We start from the raw sequence: 19,229 nt of genomic DNA on the forward strand, positions 1-19,229 counted from the left end.
TTTAAAGTCTTACTTAATTTATGGTATTTACACAATCAAAAAAGCTTATTAACATTTCTTAATGAAAGCTCTAAACCATGAAAATCAATAATGAGATTAATAACAAGCTTCTTACTCGCAATTTTTTTGATTACACAAAGTGGTTGCACAACCCTTATAATAGGTGGTGTGGTGGCTACAGCGACAGCGACAGCAATAACAATGCAGGACAAATCCTTGGGAAATATCATTGATGATACGACTATGGTCATCAGAATTAATAAGGGGCTCTTAAAACATGGGCTATTTTCATCCATAAAGGTTAAAGTAAGTGAAGGAAGAGTATTGCTCATTGGAAGTGTTGACACTCCTGAAAAACAACTTACAGCAGAAAAAATAGCTTGGCAGCAAAAAGAAATTAAAGAAGTGATAAATGAAATAAGAGTAATACCAATTCAAATGGCTTCCATGCTAGACACCACTGTAGATGGCATGATAACAGCGGAAATAAGAACAAGACTCCTGGGAAAAAGAAATATTAAGTCAATTAATTATAGCGTTAATACGGTTGATAGAGTTGTTTATTTGATGGGTATAGCCCAAAATAAAGCGGAATTAAAAGCTGTAATAGCAATTGCAAGAAAAGTAAAGGGAGTAAAACAAGTTGTAAGTTATGTACGATACAGGTACAGTAAGTTACGCCATTAGGCAAAAATCGCTTTCAAATTATAACATTTGTACAGTTGTGACAATAGGTAGAGAACATAAATGAAAATTGCCTTTCAGATGTATGAAAATATAAATTTTGAAACTGACACTACATTCGTGCTAATAAAGGAAGCACAAAGGAGGAAGCACGAAGTTTTTGTCTATGCTCCTAACAATTTAGCACTAAAGCTAAACCATCCAATTGCTCTGGCTCAGAAAGTCAGCGTTGATGATTTTAGTTTTATCTCTAAAGAGGATGTAGCAATCAACTTGAATGAAATGGACATCATATTTATCAGACAGGATCCACCCTTTGATATGCGTTATATTACAACAACATATATCTTAGAAAAAACCAGCGCATTGGTAATTAACAATCCAACAGAAATAAGAAATTGTCCTGAAAAATTGATAACTTCATTATTTCCAGAGCTAATTCCGCCAACTTTGATTACTGAAAATATATCAATGATTAGAGATTTCTACTACAACTATCAAGATATTATTCTGAAGCCATTGTATAGTTATGGAGGAAACGATGTGATAAGAATACAAGATGAGAATAGTATTCAAGTAGTAGTGGATCTCATGATAGCAAAATACGAATGCCCTGTGATTGCACAATCATTTTGTAAAAACATAGATAAAGATAAAAGAATATTGCTACTTTATGGCCAACCAATTGGTGTAATGAAACGAATTCCAAAAATCAGTGGAGAGATCAGAACAAACATGCGACTTGGAGCAAGTTTTGAGCCCGCTCAAATGAACGATAGAAACAATGAAATATGTAACAAAATTGGTCCTGAATTAAAGAAAAGAGGGCTAATATTTGTTGGTATTGATATTATAGATGACTTCCTGCTCGAAATTAACACAACTTCACCCACGGGAGTAGTTTATATCAATAAATTGTATAATATATCGCTAGAAAAGGATCTTTGGGACGTGTTTGAAGAAAAAGCAAGCAGCCATCAACTAAACCTGTGAACAATCACCTTAACAAACTCAGTAGTCCCATTCTTTATCCCTGTTTTTTCTGTACTATTGGTCATATCACGCAATTTTTGAGAATTATTTAATAGATCAAATAGTACCTCTGTTAGATTTTTTTTTGCTTCACTATTCTGCTCAACTATTATAGCTGCTCTCGAGTCTTCAATATATTTTGCGTTATAAAATTGGTGATTATCTTTTGAGTAAGGGTAAGGAATATATATAGCAGAACGCCTAGCAAGAGTGATCTCTGCTATTGAAGTTGCTCCTGCTCTGCTAATTACCAAGTGAGCATTGGCCAGTCTATTCTCCATATCATCAAAAAATTCACTCAATTCACAATCGATCTTTTCACTTTTGTATAGACTTTTGACCTTGTTTACATTTTTCTTCGTACATTGCTGCGTCACTCTAATTTTCTTTTTCATTTTAATAGGTAAATCACAAATTACGCTGCTTACTACATCATCAAAAAAATTTGCACCTTGGCTGCCTGCTATGACCAATATATTTAGGATTTTCTCAGTGCTAGAATGGCTCTGTGCTTTTATATCAACAAAATTTCCTGTAAAAATACATTTATTGCCCTCTGCATATTTAGTCTCCGGAAAGCTGGTTGCAATTAATTTTGCACTCTTGAAAAAGAATCTATTTACTCTCCCTAAAACTGTGTTTTGTTCATGTAAAATTATAGGTATAGAAAGAACTCTTGCTGCAAGAAGAGTTGGAAAAGAAGCATAGCTACCAAAACCAATGACCGATTTTGGTTTTAATTTTCTTACTTGATACAGTGCTAACATAGAGCTGTATATCAAGAAAAGGAAAAACTTAAATTTGTTGCTGCTTGGTCTACGTAATGGTAAGGTGTAGCTTTCTATGTCGGTATTTTTATTTGTTTTTTTATCAGTGAATAATATGCAATTGTATCCTTGTGTCTTTAGTGCTTTTGCTAAAGCTATGGCCGGAAAGATATGCCCACCTGTGCCACCTGTTGCTAAAATAATATCCATCTGTAAATAATAAATCCTAGATTGTTAACTGTTATTTAACAATTTGCACGTAGAATTTTATTAAGCGTTATGATAGTTGAGTTAAAAATGCCTAAAAGTAATAGTAAAAAAGAACCTAATGAGAAAAATAAACCTCAAGAACAAAGAGAAGGCAGAAGCGGAGGTTTTTTAGAACTGCTAAAAAATATAATAAAAATTCTTTTCAATTCGGTCGTTGACCTACCTGAGCACGAGCAGCATAATAAAATGAAAAGCACTAATCTACAACAAGGTTTGGATACTAAAGGAAAAGGCCCAGAAGATCTTCATCCAAAGGCAAAGCTTGAAGTTAAAGAAGCAGCTAAGGGATTGAAAGAAGAGTTACAGAATTCTGATGCTGGTGGTAATCAATCTATTGAAACTAAAGTGCCTAATCAAACTACTACTCAAGACATTGACAACTCTAAAACGATGGAACGTTAGTTCAACTATTTAACATCTGCAGCAAGCACTGATTCATGTATCATCTCTGAAATGGTTGGATGAGGAAAAATCGTAGATTTTATGTCGAAGTCTGTTCCTTCTAGTTGCTTTGCAAGAGCAAAATTGCTAATTAACTCCGTTACTTCTGCACCTATCATGTGGCTACCCAGAATTTCTCCGGTTTTTTTATCTATAATCGTTTTCACTAACCCTTCAGTTTCACTGAGTGCAACAGACTTACCATTAAAATTAGAGTGAAATTTTCCTATTTTTATATCATACCCACCTTTTATTGCCTGTTCCTCAGTAAGGCCGATGCTCGCTATTTGTGGATGAGAATAAGTGCAATTTGGTATGCATTCTTTTTTTAACGCATGAGCATTTTTACCAGCAATCTTTTCAATGCAGATCACGGCTTCATGGCTCGCTTTATGTGCTAAACATGGTGGGCCAGCTACATCACCTATTGCATACACATTTGATTCACTAGTTTCATACCATTCATTCGTTTCAATAAAGCCAGAAGGGCTTAATTTAATTTTTGTATTTTCTAAACCTATATTTTCAATATTTGCTTGAATTCCAACCGCAACAATCACCTTATCAAATTCTTTGCTTTCACCACTACTTAGTAGCACTTGAGCAGAGTCTTTACTTTTAGTAAGAGCTTTTACGCTACTGTTTGTATATATTTTTATCCCCTGTTTTGTGAATATTTCTTGTGCTAAATCTGAAATGTCCTTATCCTCCAGCGGCAAAATAGTGCTCTTTATCTCTATGATTGTTACATCAACCCCCAAAGTACTATAAAAACTTGCAAATTCTATTCCAATTGCACCAGACCCTATAATTAGTAGCGATTTTGGTAATCTCTCTGGAGTCATAGCGTGCTGCGCATTCCATATTAAATCTCCATCTGCCTCTATTCCAGGCAGATTCCGTGCCCTCACGCCTGTTGCTAAAATGATATGCTTGGAAACAATTTCTTGTTCTTCCTTATCGCTAACGACTTTTATAGTACCATTGCCTGCAAGTTTACCAAAACCTTGATGAACTTTGATATTATTTTTTTTCATCAAATATGCAACACCGCTTGACAATTTATCAACAACGTTTCTTGAGTATTTCACTATTGATTGTATATCAAAATTCGCTCCCTTTACTTCTATACCAAACTCTTTTGATCTTTTTATTAGCCTATAAACCTCAGATGCTCTAAGCAGTGATTTTGTTGGTATACATCCCCAATTTAAGCATATACCGCCTAAATTTTTTTCTTTTTCCACAATTGCAGTTTTAAACCCAAGCTGTGCCGCCCTAATTGCCGCTATATAACCACCAGGACCGCTACCTATAACCGTAATATCATACTCATTCATCAGTTTTCTTCGTATTCAAAAAGATTATATATAACAGATGGAACCCATACAATCAATGGTCTGTCATCTACCGTCTTAAGAGTCAAGATAAAAGTTGTTATTTTTTATCATGGCATTTAAACAAACGATAATTTTTCTCATGACAGCAACTAATGCAACCTTAGCAGCTTTGCCAGAATCAACCAAACGCTGATAAAACGCTTTCATTTTTCTGTTGTGGCGCATAGCAACAAGAGCTGACATGTATAGTGCTTTCCTTGCATAAAACCTGCCTCCTTTGATTTGAGCTTTGCCAACTTTTCTTCCACTTTCACTAGTTTTAGGTGCAACTCCAACTAAGCATGCAATTTCTCTATTCTCTAATCTACCAAGCTCAGGCACCTCTGTCAGTAGAACGCTCGCCGTCTTTGACCAATACCTTTATAGCTGATTAAAAGCTCATTTTTTCCTTTCAATTCAGGGTCAGAATCTATTGTGTCTTCTATGTCTTGCCTAATTTCTTTCAATTGTTTTTCAGCAAACCCTATCTGTCTTTCTATGTATTCTCTAGCTTTTCCCGTCGCACTTTGCAGGCGACACTTGTTTGCATGAATTGCATCATTTAAATTACGCTCAACTGCCCCCAGCTCCTTTAATTCCTCTTGCTTTTGTGAAATTATACATCCTTTTACTTCACCGTCTTTACTGACAAATTCAGCGTATTTTTCCAGTAATTTAGCATCTAACTTGTCAGTTTTTGCAAAATGATTGCAAGCTTTGGCAAATGCATATACCCGATTCGGGTGAGCTTTATGGACAGTTATCTTGCAACAATTTTATAATGAGCTTTTCATAGCCACCAGTTTACATATAACTTGATGGGTAAATCGACTATATTTGTTTCTATAAACTTAGATATAGCATCACTCACGTTTGCTATGCGCTTATGCTTGCCATTAATTGAGATGTCCAATGCTTCCTTGGAAACATCTACTCCCATGAAAATTATTCTAGCCATTTTTGTACCTATAAATATAATCAAACAATAATGCAAAATGCTGTATACAGGATTGTAATTCGATCTTTTAGATCCACCTACCGTTCGTACTACATTTTGCTTTAAGCCTTACTATTACCCACAAATAAAAACATAATATTGTATTTACTCAAATAATTTAATTTTATTAACCTGAAAGCTTATTAGACTAAAATTATTAAACTAAGAGTTATAATTTTAGCAACTAAAAGCTGTAAATTGCACCATATAAACAGTTATTTCAAGCAAAAGTTATGCCATTAAGAACTATGCAACAAACATTTATATTTGTGGGTAATAGTAAGATCTAAATCCGATAGAGCATTGTTGGCACACCATCAAAAGTCGCCTCAGACCTCTAATGCATCAATGTACAAACTTACACCTTTTAGTTGGTAATACCATTTTAGACGTTTATCATTCGTTTTAGAAAATACTATAGTAGCGGAATGACGAATTTTTGTTTTTCAAATTGTCAGTAAATCTAAGTCAGTTTAGCTATATAAAACATAGTATAAAAAGAGCTATTTTAGCAAAATTTTAAACAAATAAAGTTAATTACTTCACAATTGATACCTTACGAGAAAAGCACATTTGATACAGATTTAAAATACAAGTTAACGAATTATTATGATTTTTACCAAGATAATAATATAGTAAGGTTTGGTAGTGAGGTATCAAAATGGAAAAATACACCAACGCATGGTTTAATAAGAAAGATAATCATGATTGTGCAAATGATGGCACTTGCGGGCAATCTATAAAGGATTTTAGGATTGGTAATTCTGATATTTCTTTTTTTGATAGTAACAAAAACTTAATTGCCAAAGTACCTAAACTACCAAAGTATTCTAGTGATAAATATGGGCATCAATTGTATAAAGAAGCCGAGTCAAAGCAGTTCAATTATTTTTCCACAAATATACATGATGTTTTGTCTAACAGCTTTACCGTTAAATACGGGTATATAAATTGTACTATAAAATACGACAACTTATCTGAGCAGGAACAAAACCAAATAGAAACAGACATTAAAACTGCCTATGAGGCATTTAAAGAAAAGTTTTGCTTCAAAGATAGTAGCATAAGTAAAAATATAACGGTTTACATTTTCAATAATAGAAGCGATTATACAAAGTATAACAATCTTCTCGGCATAGATGAAGATGGTAGTCCAGGATATATTACACGAGGAGTAACAGATTGTCAGAATACTCTGACATATAAGCAAAGTGCCATGGATTTTGTTCTGGGTCATGAGCTAGGCCACATATTTCAATTGTGTTTTTCACCATCGGCAACAGTCCAAACTTTGAGTATTCTGGATACTGAACTCATAGCAAATGTTGTTGGACGAGAAGTAGAAGAAAAAAATTATAAAGCTATTTGCAAGCAGATGGGTGTAGATGAATATAAATACGATGGATGGAGTTTTATTTTTAAATACATAGGTACAACTGGTAGTATATACCTCAAGGACCTTTCAGAAGATGAAAAATTTCAAATTATACAACGTGTCAAGAATTCTGGACTAGATGAATATGAAGACCATGGATGGATATTTAGTTTTAAATACAAAGGCACCACTTATAACGTAAGATGCAAGTACTTTTCAGAAGAAGAAAAATTTCAATTTATCAAAGACATTAAGAACTCTCATGAATCGCTCGTTAGTGAACGTTATAGATTAAATGAAGGGTCATTAAGTCAGAATGCAACTGTAGTAATTTTTGTTGATGAAAACAAGGACATAGAGAAAATATACTTTCATAATCCAGACAAGAATATGTCCAAATGGTTAGATAAGACACTCATAAGCAGAAGTAAGCCTGAACAAGATGTGGATGACACAGCAGGAAAAGAGCCTGAACCAGAATCAGCCGAAGAGGATACTCAGCAACCCAGTAATTTCTTATCCAATATTTTTTCAGCAATTAAATCCATTATTGATTCTATCTCATCACTCTTTTCATGGTTATTTGGGTCGAAAGAGAAAGAGTCTAATCAACAATCTGATGATAATCCTTCTTTGTTTAAGCTCGATGCTAATGAGTTAGATCACGAAGTTAAGCCTGATGCCAATGAGTTAGGTCACGATGTTAGAGATCACTTATCAGACAATTATAACCATTACAACTCATCTGATGGGCTAATGTAATATAGCTAATTTACAGTATCTGTTCAGATGCATGGCTAATGTACAAATATTGAAACAAAAATTCCAGTGCCCCTGTGATGTCATTCCAGTCTGGGATGGCTTTGTTGCATCGCTCAAGTGAAAAGAACTGGCAGTTACTGACAAAATTCATTATAAATAGCCATTTAACTGTTGAAGAAAAAATATGCCACAAAAAATGAGAGTCAGTAACTGCCATGAATATAACAAATTTCTCCAAGAAAGAGGAAGCATTTTTTGTTATATCAATGACGCCATAGAAAATTGGTACGAGAATTGTCCAAAAATGCAGGGCGGCAACTATATTTATAGTGATAAAGTTGTGATTTTGGTGCATATAATCGTCAGTTTCTTTAGAATTGGTTTAAGACAAACAGTCGGGTTTATAAAAGGGTATTTGCAACAAATAGGAAGAGATTTGGCAGTTATCAGCTATTCACAAGCATCAAGAAGGTTTAAGAAACTTAATATTAAGATAAATGATTGCAGAAAATAATATGGAAGACATCGAAATTGCTATAGACAGTACAGGAATTAGTATATACAACAACACTCCTGGTCATAGCAAAGAAAATAGCGAAGATAGAAAGTATCGCAGCTATGAACAGACAAGAAAATTGCATGTAATGTTGAATACAAACAGCAAAAAAGCCATAGCTGTAAAATACAGTAACGGCTGATCACTATGGAGCTTGTGATTTGCTAAAAGAAGTCGATTTTCAGCATGCCATAAAAGCACTATATGCAGATAGAGCATGTGATAGGCACAAGTTTTATAAGTTGTGTAACGAATATGATATAAAGACAAAAATTCCACCAATAAACAATGCGGCAGAACATCCAGAAATAGATTATATGTCTGACAGGAATGCTGCTATTAGGTTAATAAAATTATACGGTGAAGATGGCATGAAAGAATGGAAAAAAGAAGTAAATTATGGGAAAAGATCTTATATTGAAGGGTTTTTCTCAAGATTAAAGCAAATATTCGGATTTAGTTTTAGGAATAAATCTGAGATAAATCGAGAAAAAGAACTGCCAATCAAATGCTATTTGCTTAATAAATTCACTGATATTGGTATGGCTAAATTTGAGATAGCTTCATAAATTTATTGTGCGTTACCTACTATCCGAAGAGCGATGCAACAAAGCCATCCCAGTGTCAAGCACTGGGATGACATCGGAGAGTAAGTTGTTGTGTTTTTTTTAGTAAGTTGCTCAATTGTCACTGATTCATTTTCTCTAAAGTCACCTACCATAGTTCTTCTTAATTTTGTAATGTGTCCAAAACAATTTAATGCAATTCCAAGATCACGAGCAATTGATCTTACATATACACCACTACCGCATATCATAGAAAAATTTGCACTATTATTTATCTTACTATTACCCACAAATATAAATGTACTTATAAATAAAGTATTACAATATTAAAGTTTGCAAATATTGAGGGTATAAAAATGGCAAACGAGAGTAATGAATGGGCTAAAAATGAATTTGGAGATGCTGTACTTGGAGATAAAAGATTAACTGACCGATTAGTAAAGATTGCTGATAGTTTGATAAGTTTACCTGAAAGCTCAATTAATGAGGCATGCGGAAGTTGGTCAGAAGCAAAAGCAGCATAACGTTTTTTTCAAAATGAGAACGTAAAAGAAGTCGATATTCTAGCTTCACACATTGATAAAACAGTTGAAAGAACAAAAGCTCATAAAAGAATTCTTGTGATTCAAGATACAACTTATATTTCATACTCAAGCCATAAGCGGATTGGGAACTATTGCTGGAAAAGGAGCAGTAATGCATACAGCCCTTGCTGTTAGTACGGAAGCTGGGAATACTGGATCAAAAGATTTACTCGAGGCAACTCATTTCTGAAGAAGAAAAAAGACTAAAGAGCCATCGTAACAACGTTCATATTGAGGATAAAGAAAGTATGAAATGGCTAGAAAGTTTAAAGAAAACAAATAATATTATAGATCTGGCCCAAACCGAAGCTATAACTGTATGTGACAGAGAAGCAGATATGCATGATTTTTTTGAACTTGCACATAATCTTAACTCAGCAATTTTAGTAAGAGCTCGCCACAACAGAAATGTAAATAAAAAATTCATGCATACCAGGAACAAGCAAAAATTATGGTCATTTATCCAAGGCCTCCCTTGCGCTGGAAAAGTAGAAGTTGAAATCCCTGCTAGAGATAACAAGCAAAAAAGGACAGCGTTTTTAGAAATTAGATTCGGAAAATTTATCACATGAAGGCCATATAAAATGTAAAGAAGGTCACATAAAATATAAACCGACAGAGTCTACAACTTCACGCAATTCATGTTGTTGAAAAAAACTCTCCTCCCGAAGCAAGTCCTCTAGAGTGGATGCTTTTTTCCGGTCAGTACTTTTGAAGAAGCTGTTGAAAAAGTTAGTTGGTATTGTTTGAGATGGAAAATAGAGATATTACATAAAATTTTAAATCCGGTCTCAAAGTTGAGGAATGTAGACTTGGAACAGCAGAAAGATTAATGAGGTATTTAACAGTCATGAGCATTATTGCTTGGAGAATTTTCTTTATTACATCAATTGCAAGAACTAACCCAACATTACCATGTACTGCCTTATTAGCTGAGGAAGAATGGAAAGTTTTATATGTTAAAATACACAGGAAACCATGTCCAAATATAGCCCCTACTATAAAAGAAGCCGTTTCGTGAACTTGGAGGTCATTTAGCAAGAAAAAGCGACCCAAAACCAGGACCAATTACTCTTTGGAAAGGGTGGAGACGTTTCTTTGATCTAGAAGAAGGATGGCGACTTGCTCACGAACCTCATATTTGTGGGTAATAGTAAGATTTGATATGCTGCCAACACTTATGTTCAAATTAAAAATGTCATTTATGATACTAGCCACTTCACGCTTTGAGTTTTTGTAAAATCCGCTGAGTGCTGCAATTATAGACTTAACCCTTGGACCAAATGTATCTGGCGTAACACCTTCTGGTAACTTGCTACTTTTTCTTTTTCTGCATCTCCAACAACGACCATGTTCCAATTACTACATAAGGCCTAATTTCCGGAAGATCAACTTTTTGGTGAACATAAGGTTTTTCGCATATTACAAGCTCTCCTCCGCATTCGCAAATATTAGGCAACTCTATTTTTACTACTTTATCCGCTTCCATTGTGGCATGAAAATTTCCTTTATACCCAACCTGATCGCCAACATTCCTTTCGCTTTTTGGCTTGTCCTTTTTTGTTTTGTACAATTCTTTAGAGCTCGGTAGAGATGAATTTTTCGAGTTTAAACCAAGCCTTTCCTTTAATTCAGCGTTCTCTATCTTTAAAGCTTTATTTTCTGCTTTTAAGTTTTCTATCTCTGCTTTCAGTTTTTCTATTTTTTGCTGTAAATTTTTGCAAAGTTCTAAAAGGTTTACCACATTACCTCACTTTTGCTCTATGATTATCTTTTTAGATCACTTTGTCTACCTTATTCTACCACTCCGCTGAACGGATACAATTTACTAAACAGAAAAAAAGGCAAAAGAAACCCCGTGTTAGCTAGTTGTCACTCCCTAATCCTGCAAATTGGCGTACTATACTGTCTTAAACGACTTATAAGCGCGTTTCAGCTTGTGTAGGTAAAAACCTAGAAATATTGTGAAGACATAAGGTGCACATAGTGCAAAAAATTAAAAATAAGACGCCAACTACGTTGTTTTCTTGCTGTTTAATCTGCACAGATGAAGATAACTGAATACCTTCAGTTTTATGATAAGAGGGCTGGCGGAGTTTGTCAAGGAAGTTTTTCGTTTCTATTCCCAATAAAAGTTTGTTATATGGTTATGCAAGAAGTCTATTATAAATGAAATGAATGTGAAAAATATCTTATTAGCGTTTTTAGTACAAATGGTATTCAGTTTGCCGCTATTTGCAGCTGATCCTGTTTTGCTCAACTGCATTGAAACTCCAGAAATATATGACCTTGATGCAAGGCCAAAAAATTTTAACTCTTCAAACAATTTAAGAAGAAAACCTGGTTCTCCAAATAGTGCAATAGGGGAATTAATACACATAGTGGGTAGAATTACTGATATAAACTGCTTACCAATACAAAATGCTGTAGTTTCTATATGGCACGCGAATTCACGCGGCGTGAACCATTACGATAAGAATATAGAGGATGATCTGAATTTTGCTGGATCAGGAAGGTTTGTAGTGAATAATCTTGGCTATTATAATTTTATTACGATAGCACCTGGTAAAATTGGTGATAGAGCTCCACATATCAACTTTCTAGTTCAACATCCGGATTTTCCAGAATTCACAACGCAAATGTTTTTTGCTGACCATAATTGCGATAATTGCGCTGATCCTGTTCTTGAAGATTTTGTTAGTAATGGGCTTGCAAGCCTTCTCATAACACCATTTACTTACAGTGATCAGGTCATAAAAACCTATACGTTTAACATTACCTTGGGCGGATATAATAAGTTCTCTAATAAAAGATAAAAAACCTTGCATGTAAGGGAGTCCATAGTAAACTTAAGTGTTATTGTACTTAGGATGTATATGAAAAATATCTTACTGATGTTTTTGCTATGTTTTATGTACAGTTTACAATTATTTGCAACGGAGATACCAGCAATGAAAATAACAATTTCTAAAATTTCGCCCGATTTTAAAACAATAGTAATGGGTTTATTTGAAGACAACGAAACCGTAAATGATGGCGGAGTTTTGCAAGGAAAACAGGTCATAGATAATATAAAGCAATTTAGCGATTTCAATGGAAGTTTTGGTGAATTTTTCTCTACTGCTTTGCCAGAAGAAAAAAATGTTATAGTTGTTGGACTGGGTAAGAAGGATGAATGGAATGAAAATAAAGAATTAAATATTGGTGGTAAAATATATTGTGAGCTAAGCAGATTAAAAATTAAAAAAGCAGCGGTTTTAATCGAAGGTAGTGCAGCAAATGTTGCATATGGTGCGTTTCTGCGTAGTTTTAAGTTTGATAAGTATAAAACTAAAAAGGATGAGAAAATTACAGAGGTAGAGGAGATTACCGTATTAGTAAAAGATGAACAATTAAGTAATGCTGAAAGATCATTTGAGCACTTAAGGCAAGAAGGTGAGAGTATATTTCTTGCGCGCTCTTTTATAACAGAGCCTCCTAACATTCTATATCCAGAATCCTATGCTGATCATATAAAAAAAGAACTTACTAAGCTTGGCCTTGAAATCGAGGTGCTTGATAAAAAGCAGATGGAAGAGAAAAAAATGGGAGCCTTGCTTGGAGTTGCACAAGGAAGTAGTAAAGAACCAAAATTAGTAGTGATAAAATGGAATGGAGCTTCTAAAGAACAAAAGCCTATAGCTTTTGTTGGTAAAGGTATAACGTTTGACACTGGTGGAGTATCACTCAAACCTTCACGTGGTATGGAGTCGATGAAATATGACATGGCAGGCTCTGCTACTGTGGTTGGGGTGATGCATGCTTTAGCAGGACGAAAAGCAAAAGTAAATGCAATTGGCGTGGTCGCACTTGCAGAAAATGCAGTGGGTGGTAATGCTCAAAGACCAAGTGATGTAGTAACTTCAATGTCTGGACAAACAATAGAAGTGTTGAACACCGATGCAGAAGGAAGGCTCATACTTGCAGATGCTTTATGGTATACGCAAGATAGATTCTCACCAAAATTTATGATTGATCTTGCAACTTTAACTGGTGCTATAGTGGTTGCACTTGGAAATAACGAATATGCTGGTCTTTTTTCAAATAATGATGAATTAGCAAACCGTCTGATTGATGCAGGAAATGAAGTAAATGAGAAGTTATGGCGTTTTCCTATGAATGAAACTTATGACAAAATTATTGATTCACCGATTGCTGATGTTCAAAACATCGCTCCTGCAGGCTCTGGTGGAGATAGCATAATGGCTGCACAGTTTTTACAGCGTTTTGTGAATGAAACTTGCTGGGCACATTTAGATATCGCAGGCACTGCTTGGCACGAGAAAGGTACTGACATTTGTCCAAGAGGAGCAGTAGGTTTTGGTGTAAGGTTACTTAATAAGTTGGTTGAGAAGTACTACGAAGCCAATGATTAAAGGTCTTTATACTGGATTTATGGCTTAGCTACATGAACGTTTATTTTCGAGGCGCAGCAAATGAAAGTAGCTGATACATATTTCTTTTTTTCTGGATTCCAGTGTCAGCTACTTTCATGACACCCTGACAACCGTCATCCCGCTACTTGTTAGCGGCTGAGATACCGCGAATGAATCGCGGTATGACGGTTCGTGGCGGCGTGACGATAAGCTCGTCATCCCGCTGCTTGTTAGCGGGATCTAGAGATACCGCGGCGGCATGACGTAGGGAAACCGTTTTTTGGGTTAGCTATAACAGTAGTCAGGAAACAATAGCTTAAAAAGAGACTTAGTGTTAAATTTCTAATAGATTACTTATAAAAATAAATCTTATGGAAAGCAGAGCTAAGGCTTGGTTCATTTGGCTGATTAGTAACTTGGTTGTTATATTCAGCAACATGCAGATAATTTATACCTTTATAAGTGTAAATCTCGAAAAGGAACTTGGACTTACAATCGCGCAAGTTGCACTGGCTAATTCAGCATATACTTGGACTTTCGCCATCTTACAATTTTTTAGTGGAGCAACGTTTAATGTTTTTTCCAGTAAAAAAATTTATTTTTTCTCGTTATCAACTATGATCTTGGGGTTTTTTGTCCTTATTAATAGTGACAATTTCTCCCATTTGATTTTGTCTCAAGTGTTGATTGCAACTGGAGCATCATTTGGTTTTATTGGTGCTGCTCACACAAGTAGCATATGTTTTTCCGCTGCCCAATTTGGACTAATGTTTTCACTAGTGCAGACAATTTCAAGCCTTTCTGCTTTGGTAATTCAAATACTGTTCTCTAACTTGCTTGCCGAAGATGCATATTGGAAAAATCTGATTGTATGCATAATACTATTTGGTGTGTTGATATTTGTACTTACGCTTTTTTGTCCAAACACACTTCCAGAAAGCAGCTCAGAAAAGCGCACAATAAAAAGCTCTATGAAGACAGTAATGTGCTCTATATTAACAGTGCTAAAATTAAGAGATATCTGGATAACTTCAGTGGTGGGTGCTATTACTTTTGGAACATTTTTAGCACTTAATACCTTGTGGGCTCCAAGGTTACTGGGCAACTCAGAACTCAATGCAATGGAGTCAGGTATAGCAACTGCAATACTATGGCTTGGTCTTGCAGTTGGTGCTCCAATTGCAGATCGAATCTCAAACTTATTTAAAAATAGGAAACATGTAATTTCTGCTTTTGCTTTATTGCAAGGCGTCTCAATTATTATTTTACTATACAGCCATTTAACAGTCCACGTTGTGTACTTTTGTATGTTAATGTTCGGGTTTTTTGCGGGAGGACATATGCTTAATTTTACTGTCGGCAGCGAGATTGTGAAACGAAAATACATCAGCACATCATCATCCATTATCAATGGATTTATGTTTATTGGCAGTGGAGTTATAGTGTCAATGTTAGCACTTTTTACAGATCATAAAATGGCACTTTTTGCAATATTTGCGATATTGATAGTTGCCGGTATTTTAAATTATGCAACAAAAGAGACATACTCTAAAAAATAAAGTAGCTGAATCTCGAGTCGATTGCTATATTATATTTACGTATTGTAATATTTATCAATAATGGATCACGTTACAACAAAAGACACAACAGTAACTAAGGCAACGATAGCTGGAGATATAAACCAAGAAATAGGATTATCAAAGGAAGACTTTGTTTCGATAATAGATGATATATTGGACGAAATAAAGACAAGCTTGGTAAAGGATGGAATAGTAAAAATATCGTCATTTGGAACATTCTTGGTTAAGAAAAAGAAGGAAAGACCAGGAAATATACCAAATACATCGGAGAAAGTGATGATTCAGGCAAGAAATTCAGTTTCTTTTAGGCCTTCAAAAATTATAAAAAAATCAATCAATAATTAATGAACAAGGAAAAATTATTTTATACGATTGGGGAAGTAGCTGAAGAGCTACATTTGGAACAGCATGTTTTGAGATTTTGGGAAGGTCAATTTCATCAAATTAAGCCTACAAAGCGTAAAGGAAGAAGGCTATATGATCGCAAGTGTATAGAGGCCATAAAGAAAGTAAAATACATGCTATATGATAAAGGATATACAATAAAAGGAGTGCAAAAAGAATTTGGTAATGATATAAAAGTCACAAAGAATTTGTTGCAAGAACTCACCGATTTGAGGGACTATTTAACTAGTAAAATAAATAACGAGGAAAGTAACAAGCAGGCGTGAAACACTACGTCTCGCTAAAATTTTGGAGTTTTGTGAGAGTTTAAAATGTGGCATATAGCCTCATTTCTTATGTTATTAGCAATATTAATAGGCTGTGGCCTGCAAAAACCTGCACCTGTGCTGCTTAAAGGCGAAGAATTTTACGGAAAAAGAGATCTGGAATATACAAGAGAGTACCATTTAATTAGGGAGCCTTCAGTGCAAAAAGAAAGTAGAAAAGCCATCATAAATAGGATATACAAAGATAACAATAATACACAAAATGTGGGGGTAAATTGTAAATTTGTAATGCCAGTTAAAGGTTCAGCTACCTCTTCTGATGAAATGTGTAAGGATGGCATAAAAATTGCTGCTCAAAATGGAACGAACGTAGTTTCCTCTGCACCAGGCAAAGTGATATATGTAGGCAAAGGGCTGAGATGGTATGGGAATTTAATTATAGTGGAACACAAAGATAATTACATGACTGTGTACTCCTATTTAAAAAACATACATGTTGAAATTGGCGATAAAGTAAAGCAAGGTCAAGTAATTGGATCTGCAGGTAAATCAAGCACACAAGATAAAGATCCACAGATGTGTTTCACAATACGACATAATGGCCAAGCGGTTGATCCTTTGATGCATATGAACTGTAATTGAATTTGGATTTATATGAAATATGATTTTAAAAGTGTTGAAAAATTTTATCAAGATAAATGGGATTTTTCTGTAAGCAAGAGTGGTAAACAAGAAAAGTGTTACGTGTTGGAAATGTTTCCATATCCATCTGGTAAAATTCATATGGGACACTTACGTAACTATGCAATAGGGGATGTGATAGCGCGTTACAAGAGAGCTAATGGATTTGAGGTTTTGCATCCAATTGGCTGGGATGCGTTTGGATTACCAGCTGAGAATGCAGCAAGGGATAACAATATTAGCCCCGAAACATGGACAAAAGAGAATATAGATAATATGCGTACACAGTTGAAATCTATAGGTCTTTCTTATAATTGGGAGCGTGAACTCTCCACATGTGAGCCTGATTATTACAAACACGAACAAAAATTTTTCCTGGATTTTTTAAAGCATGGGCTTGCCTATCGAAAAGAATCATGGGTTAACTGGGATCCAGTGGACCAAACAGTGCTTGCAAATGAACAGGTGGTTGATGGAAAAGGATGGCGGTCAGGCGCCGTTGTTGAAAAACGTAAGTTATCCCAGTGGTTTTTAAAGATTACTGATTTCGCTGAAGATTTACTCAAGTGTCTGCAAAGTTTGAAAAATTGGCCAGAAAAAGTCAAAACAATGCAGGAGCGTTGGATAGGAAAATCTGAAGGGGTAACTATAGATTTTGAAATAGTTGGCTTAAATAAGAAATTAAAGATTTTTACAACTTCTCCTCATACTTGGTTTGGAGCTTCTTTTTTTGCGGTAGCAGCAGAACACCCTATTGTGCAGGATCTTAAGGACAAAGAAATACGAGACTTTATCGATGGCATGAAAGCAAAGGAGGAAAATGACGAAAAAATAGGAGTTTACACCGGATTAAACGTCAAGCATCCATTTCTTGATAAGGAATTGCCGCTTTACATAGCGAATTTTGTGTTGATGGAATATGGGGAAGGCGCGATTTTTGGGTGCCCTGCACATGATCAGCGTGATTTTGAATTTGCACAGAAATACGATTTGCCGGTTATTCCTGTTATTTGTGAAAAGGGTGCACAAGCCATAGTGACTCTAGAAGAAGCCTACACTGGCGGCGAAATAATGTGCAACTCTGAATTCTTAAATGGATTGACGGTTAGTGAAGCAAAGGAAGTAATCATTAAAAAGCTCAAAGAAAAAGGGATAGGTGAGAAAACAACAAACTATCGTTTACATGATTGGGGAATTTCGAGACAACGTTATTGGGGATGCCCTATACCTATCATATATTGCAGAGACTGCGGAACTGTTCCAGTACCAGAAAAAGACCTTCCTGTAGTTCTACCAACAGATGTGGAATTTACAAGTGGTGGTAATCCGCTTGATAAACACCCAACTTGGAAGTTCGTTGATTGCCCAAAATGTGGAAAGCAAGCAGAGCGTGAAACTGATACATTCGACACCTTTTTTGAGTCTTCCTGGTATTTTGCTGCATTCTGTAGTGAAGATAAATCAATAGACAAAGATGCATGTAATCGTTTTATGCCTGTTGATTATTATATAGGTGGGATAGAGCATGCAATTCTGCATTTGCTTTACTCACGATTTTTCTGCCGTGCTTTAACCAAATGTGGCTATTTTGATATTAAAGAGCCTTTCTCTACTTTAATCACTCAAGGAATGGTCTGCCATGCAACTTATAAAGACGAAAATGGTAAGTGGCTATTTCCCGCAGAAGCAAAAGAGTTGATTGCACAAGGAGCTAAGGTTCAAGTTGGAAAAGTCGAGAAAATGAGCAAATCGAAAAAGAACACAGTTGATCCAAATTTTATCATAGAAAAGTATGGTGCTGATACTGCCCGCTTGTTTGTGTTGTCTGACACTCCTCCAGAGAAAGATATGGAATGGTCCGATGATGGTGTGGAAGGTTGTTCTCGTTATGTAAATAAATTGTGGCGTATGGTCATGCAGCTTAAGCCTGTGAATATGCACTATGATAACAAAAGTGTTACGGGTGGACTTCTAGAGTACAGAAAAAAAATTCATAAACTCTTACATGGACTTACAGATGACTTGGAAAACTGCAGATTAAACTGTGTAGTGGCAAAATTTCGTGAAATGACGAATTTAATAGCTGAAATAGACGTAGCAGCTGGAAAATCTCTTATTAATGAAGGTATATGCATACTAATCAGAGTAATCGAACCATTTATGCCGCATTTAGCTGAAAGCCTATGGCAAGAAATAGGAGGTCAACCTTGGCCAAAAGCTGATGAATCATTATTAGTTGACGATACGGTAACTATAGCAGTGCAGATCAATGGAAAGTTGCGTGCGACAATCGAAGTGGCAATTAACTTACCTCAAGAAGAATTGAAGAAAATAGCGATAGACTCTGTGTCCAGTAAGATCGATCAAAACAAAGTTCGCACTGTATATGCTGTACCAAATAAGATAGTAAATATAGTTATATAAAAAATCCGTAGCGCATCTTTGACTTCATGGTTATACTCTTTTTAA

At 35.2% G+C, this 19,229-nt stretch carries 13 protein-coding genes and 5 pseudogenes; 13 read left to right on the top strand and 5 right to left on the bottom strand.

The annotated features are described in order from the left end of the window. The first annotated feature begins 90 nt into the window (after positions 1-90). Positions 91-687, top strand: a complete 597-nt coding sequence (locus OPR39_RS01700) for a BON domain-containing protein (RefSeq protein WP_006279461.1) — start codon at positions 91-93, stop codon at positions 685-687. 60 nt (positions 688-747) lie between these two features. Continuing rightward, positions 748-1,677 carry a glutathione synthase gene (gene gshB, locus OPR39_RS01705; RefSeq protein ID WP_265038917.1) on the top strand — a complete coding sequence of 310 codons (930 nt, stop codon included), beginning with the start codon at positions 748-750 and terminating at the stop codon, positions 1,675-1,677. On the opposite strand, the gene murG is transcribed toward gshB, so the two are convergent. After that, positions 1,662-2,693, bottom strand: a complete 1,032-nt coding sequence (gene murG / locus OPR39_RS01710) for an undecaprenyldiphospho-muramoylpentapeptide beta-N-acetylglucosaminyltransferase (protein ID WP_015589119.1) — start codon at positions 2,691-2,693, stop codon at positions 1,662-1,664. The genes gshB and murG overlap by 16 nt on opposite strands. A 69-nt stretch (positions 2,694-2,762) precedes the next feature. Between murG and OPR39_RS01715 the strand changes: the two genes are divergently transcribed. Continuing rightward, the gene (locus tag OPR39_RS01715) at positions 2,763-3,155 is read left to right on the top strand and encodes a hypothetical protein (RefSeq protein ID WP_006279962.1); all 393 of its coding nucleotides are present in this window, start codon (positions 2,763-2,765) and stop codon (positions 3,153-3,155) included. 5 nt (positions 3,156-3,160) lie between these two features. On the opposite strand, the gene lpdA is transcribed toward OPR39_RS01715, so the two are convergent. Then, positions 3,161-4,534 carry a dihydrolipoyl dehydrogenase gene (lpdA, locus tag OPR39_RS01720; RefSeq protein WP_015589121.1) on the bottom strand — a complete coding sequence of 458 codons (1,374 nt, stop codon included), beginning with the start codon at positions 4,532-4,534 and terminating at the stop codon, positions 3,161-3,163. Between the two features lie 75 nt (positions 4,535-4,609). Next, positions 4,610-5,531, bottom strand: a pseudogene (locus tag OPR39_RS07385) (IS110 family RNA-guided transposase). 700 nt (positions 5,532-6,231) lie between these two features. Here OPR39_RS07385 and OPR39_RS01735 point away from each other — a divergent pair. Both OPR39_RS01735 and OPR39_RS07390 read left to right on the top strand, forming a co-directional pair. Further along, entirely contained in the window at positions 6,232-7,707 is a 1,476-nt protein-coding gene (locus OPR39_RS01735; RefSeq protein WP_265038919.1) for a hypothetical protein, read from the top strand. A 184-nt stretch (positions 7,708-7,891) separates the two neighbouring features. Further along, positions 7,892-8,832: pseudogene (locus tag OPR39_RS07390) on the top strand (IS5 family transposase). Between the two features lie 47 nt (positions 8,833-8,879). Here the strand turns inward: OPR39_RS07390 and OPR39_RS01755 are convergent. After that, positions 8,880-9,104, bottom strand: a pseudogene (locus OPR39_RS01755) (tRNA pseudouridine(55) synthase TruB); the annotation flags it as partial. 81 nt (positions 9,105-9,185) lie between these two features. Between OPR39_RS01755 and OPR39_RS01760 the strand changes: the two are divergent. Further along, positions 9,186-10,564 (top strand): annotated as a pseudogene (locus OPR39_RS01760) (IS4 family transposase). 7 nt (positions 10,565-10,571) lie between these two features. Here the strand turns inward: OPR39_RS01760 and OPR39_RS01765 are convergent. Beyond that, a pseudogene (locus tag OPR39_RS01765) lies at positions 10,572-11,157 on the bottom strand (DUF6444 domain-containing protein); the annotation flags it as partial. A 430-nt stretch (positions 11,158-11,587) separates the two neighbouring features. Here OPR39_RS01765 and OPR39_RS01770 point away from each other — a divergent pair. The 7 genes from OPR39_RS01770 (at position 11,588) to leuS (ending at position 19,184) form a co-directional block, all read left to right on the top strand. Beyond that, the gene (locus OPR39_RS01770) at positions 11,588-12,229 is read left to right on the top strand and encodes a protocatechuate 3,4-dioxygenase (RefSeq protein ID WP_015588781.1); all 642 of its coding nucleotides are present in this window, start codon (positions 11,588-11,590) and stop codon (positions 12,227-12,229) included. Positions 12,230-12,325: 96 nt separating this feature from the next. Then, entirely contained in the window at positions 12,326-13,828 is a 1,503-nt protein-coding gene (locus OPR39_RS01775) for a leucyl aminopeptidase (protein ID WP_010962337.1), read from the top strand. A gap of 371 nt (positions 13,829-14,199) precedes the next feature. Next, positions 14,200-15,387 carry an MFS transporter gene (locus tag OPR39_RS01780; RefSeq protein ID WP_141456806.1) on the top strand — a complete coding sequence of 396 codons (1,188 nt, stop codon included), beginning with the start codon at positions 14,200-14,202 and terminating at the stop codon, positions 15,385-15,387. Positions 15,388-15,447: 60 nt separating this feature from the next. After that, positions 15,448-15,753 (top strand): integration host factor subunit alpha, encoded by a 306-nt coding sequence (locus OPR39_RS01785; RefSeq protein WP_265038921.1) that lies wholly within the window; start codon positions 15,448-15,450, stop codon positions 15,751-15,753. Further along, complete coding sequence (locus OPR39_RS01790; protein ID WP_006279880.1) at positions 15,753-16,079, top strand: MerR family transcriptional regulator; 327 nt, start codon at positions 15,753-15,755, stop codon at positions 16,077-16,079. The genes OPR39_RS01785 and OPR39_RS01790 overlap by 1 nt, the downstream gene beginning before the upstream one ends. A 45-nt stretch (positions 16,080-16,124) precedes the next feature. Continuing rightward, complete coding sequence (locus OPR39_RS01795; protein ID WP_006279879.1) at positions 16,125-16,721, top strand: murein hydrolase activator EnvC family protein; 597 nt, start codon at positions 16,125-16,127, stop codon at positions 16,719-16,721. 12 nt (positions 16,722-16,733) lie between these two features. After that, complete coding sequence (leuS, locus tag OPR39_RS01800; protein WP_141456805.1) at positions 16,734-19,184, top strand: leucine--tRNA ligase; 2,451 nt, start codon at positions 16,734-16,736, stop codon at positions 19,182-19,184. Positions 19,185-19,229: the final 45 nt, after the last annotated feature.

Origin of the sequence: Wolbachia endosymbiont (group A) of Yponomeuta plumbellus (assembly GCF_947251575.1) — a bacterium.
GTDB classification, from domain to species: Bacteria; Pseudomonadota; Alphaproteobacteria; order Rickettsiales; family Anaplasmataceae; genus Wolbachia; species Wolbachia pipientis.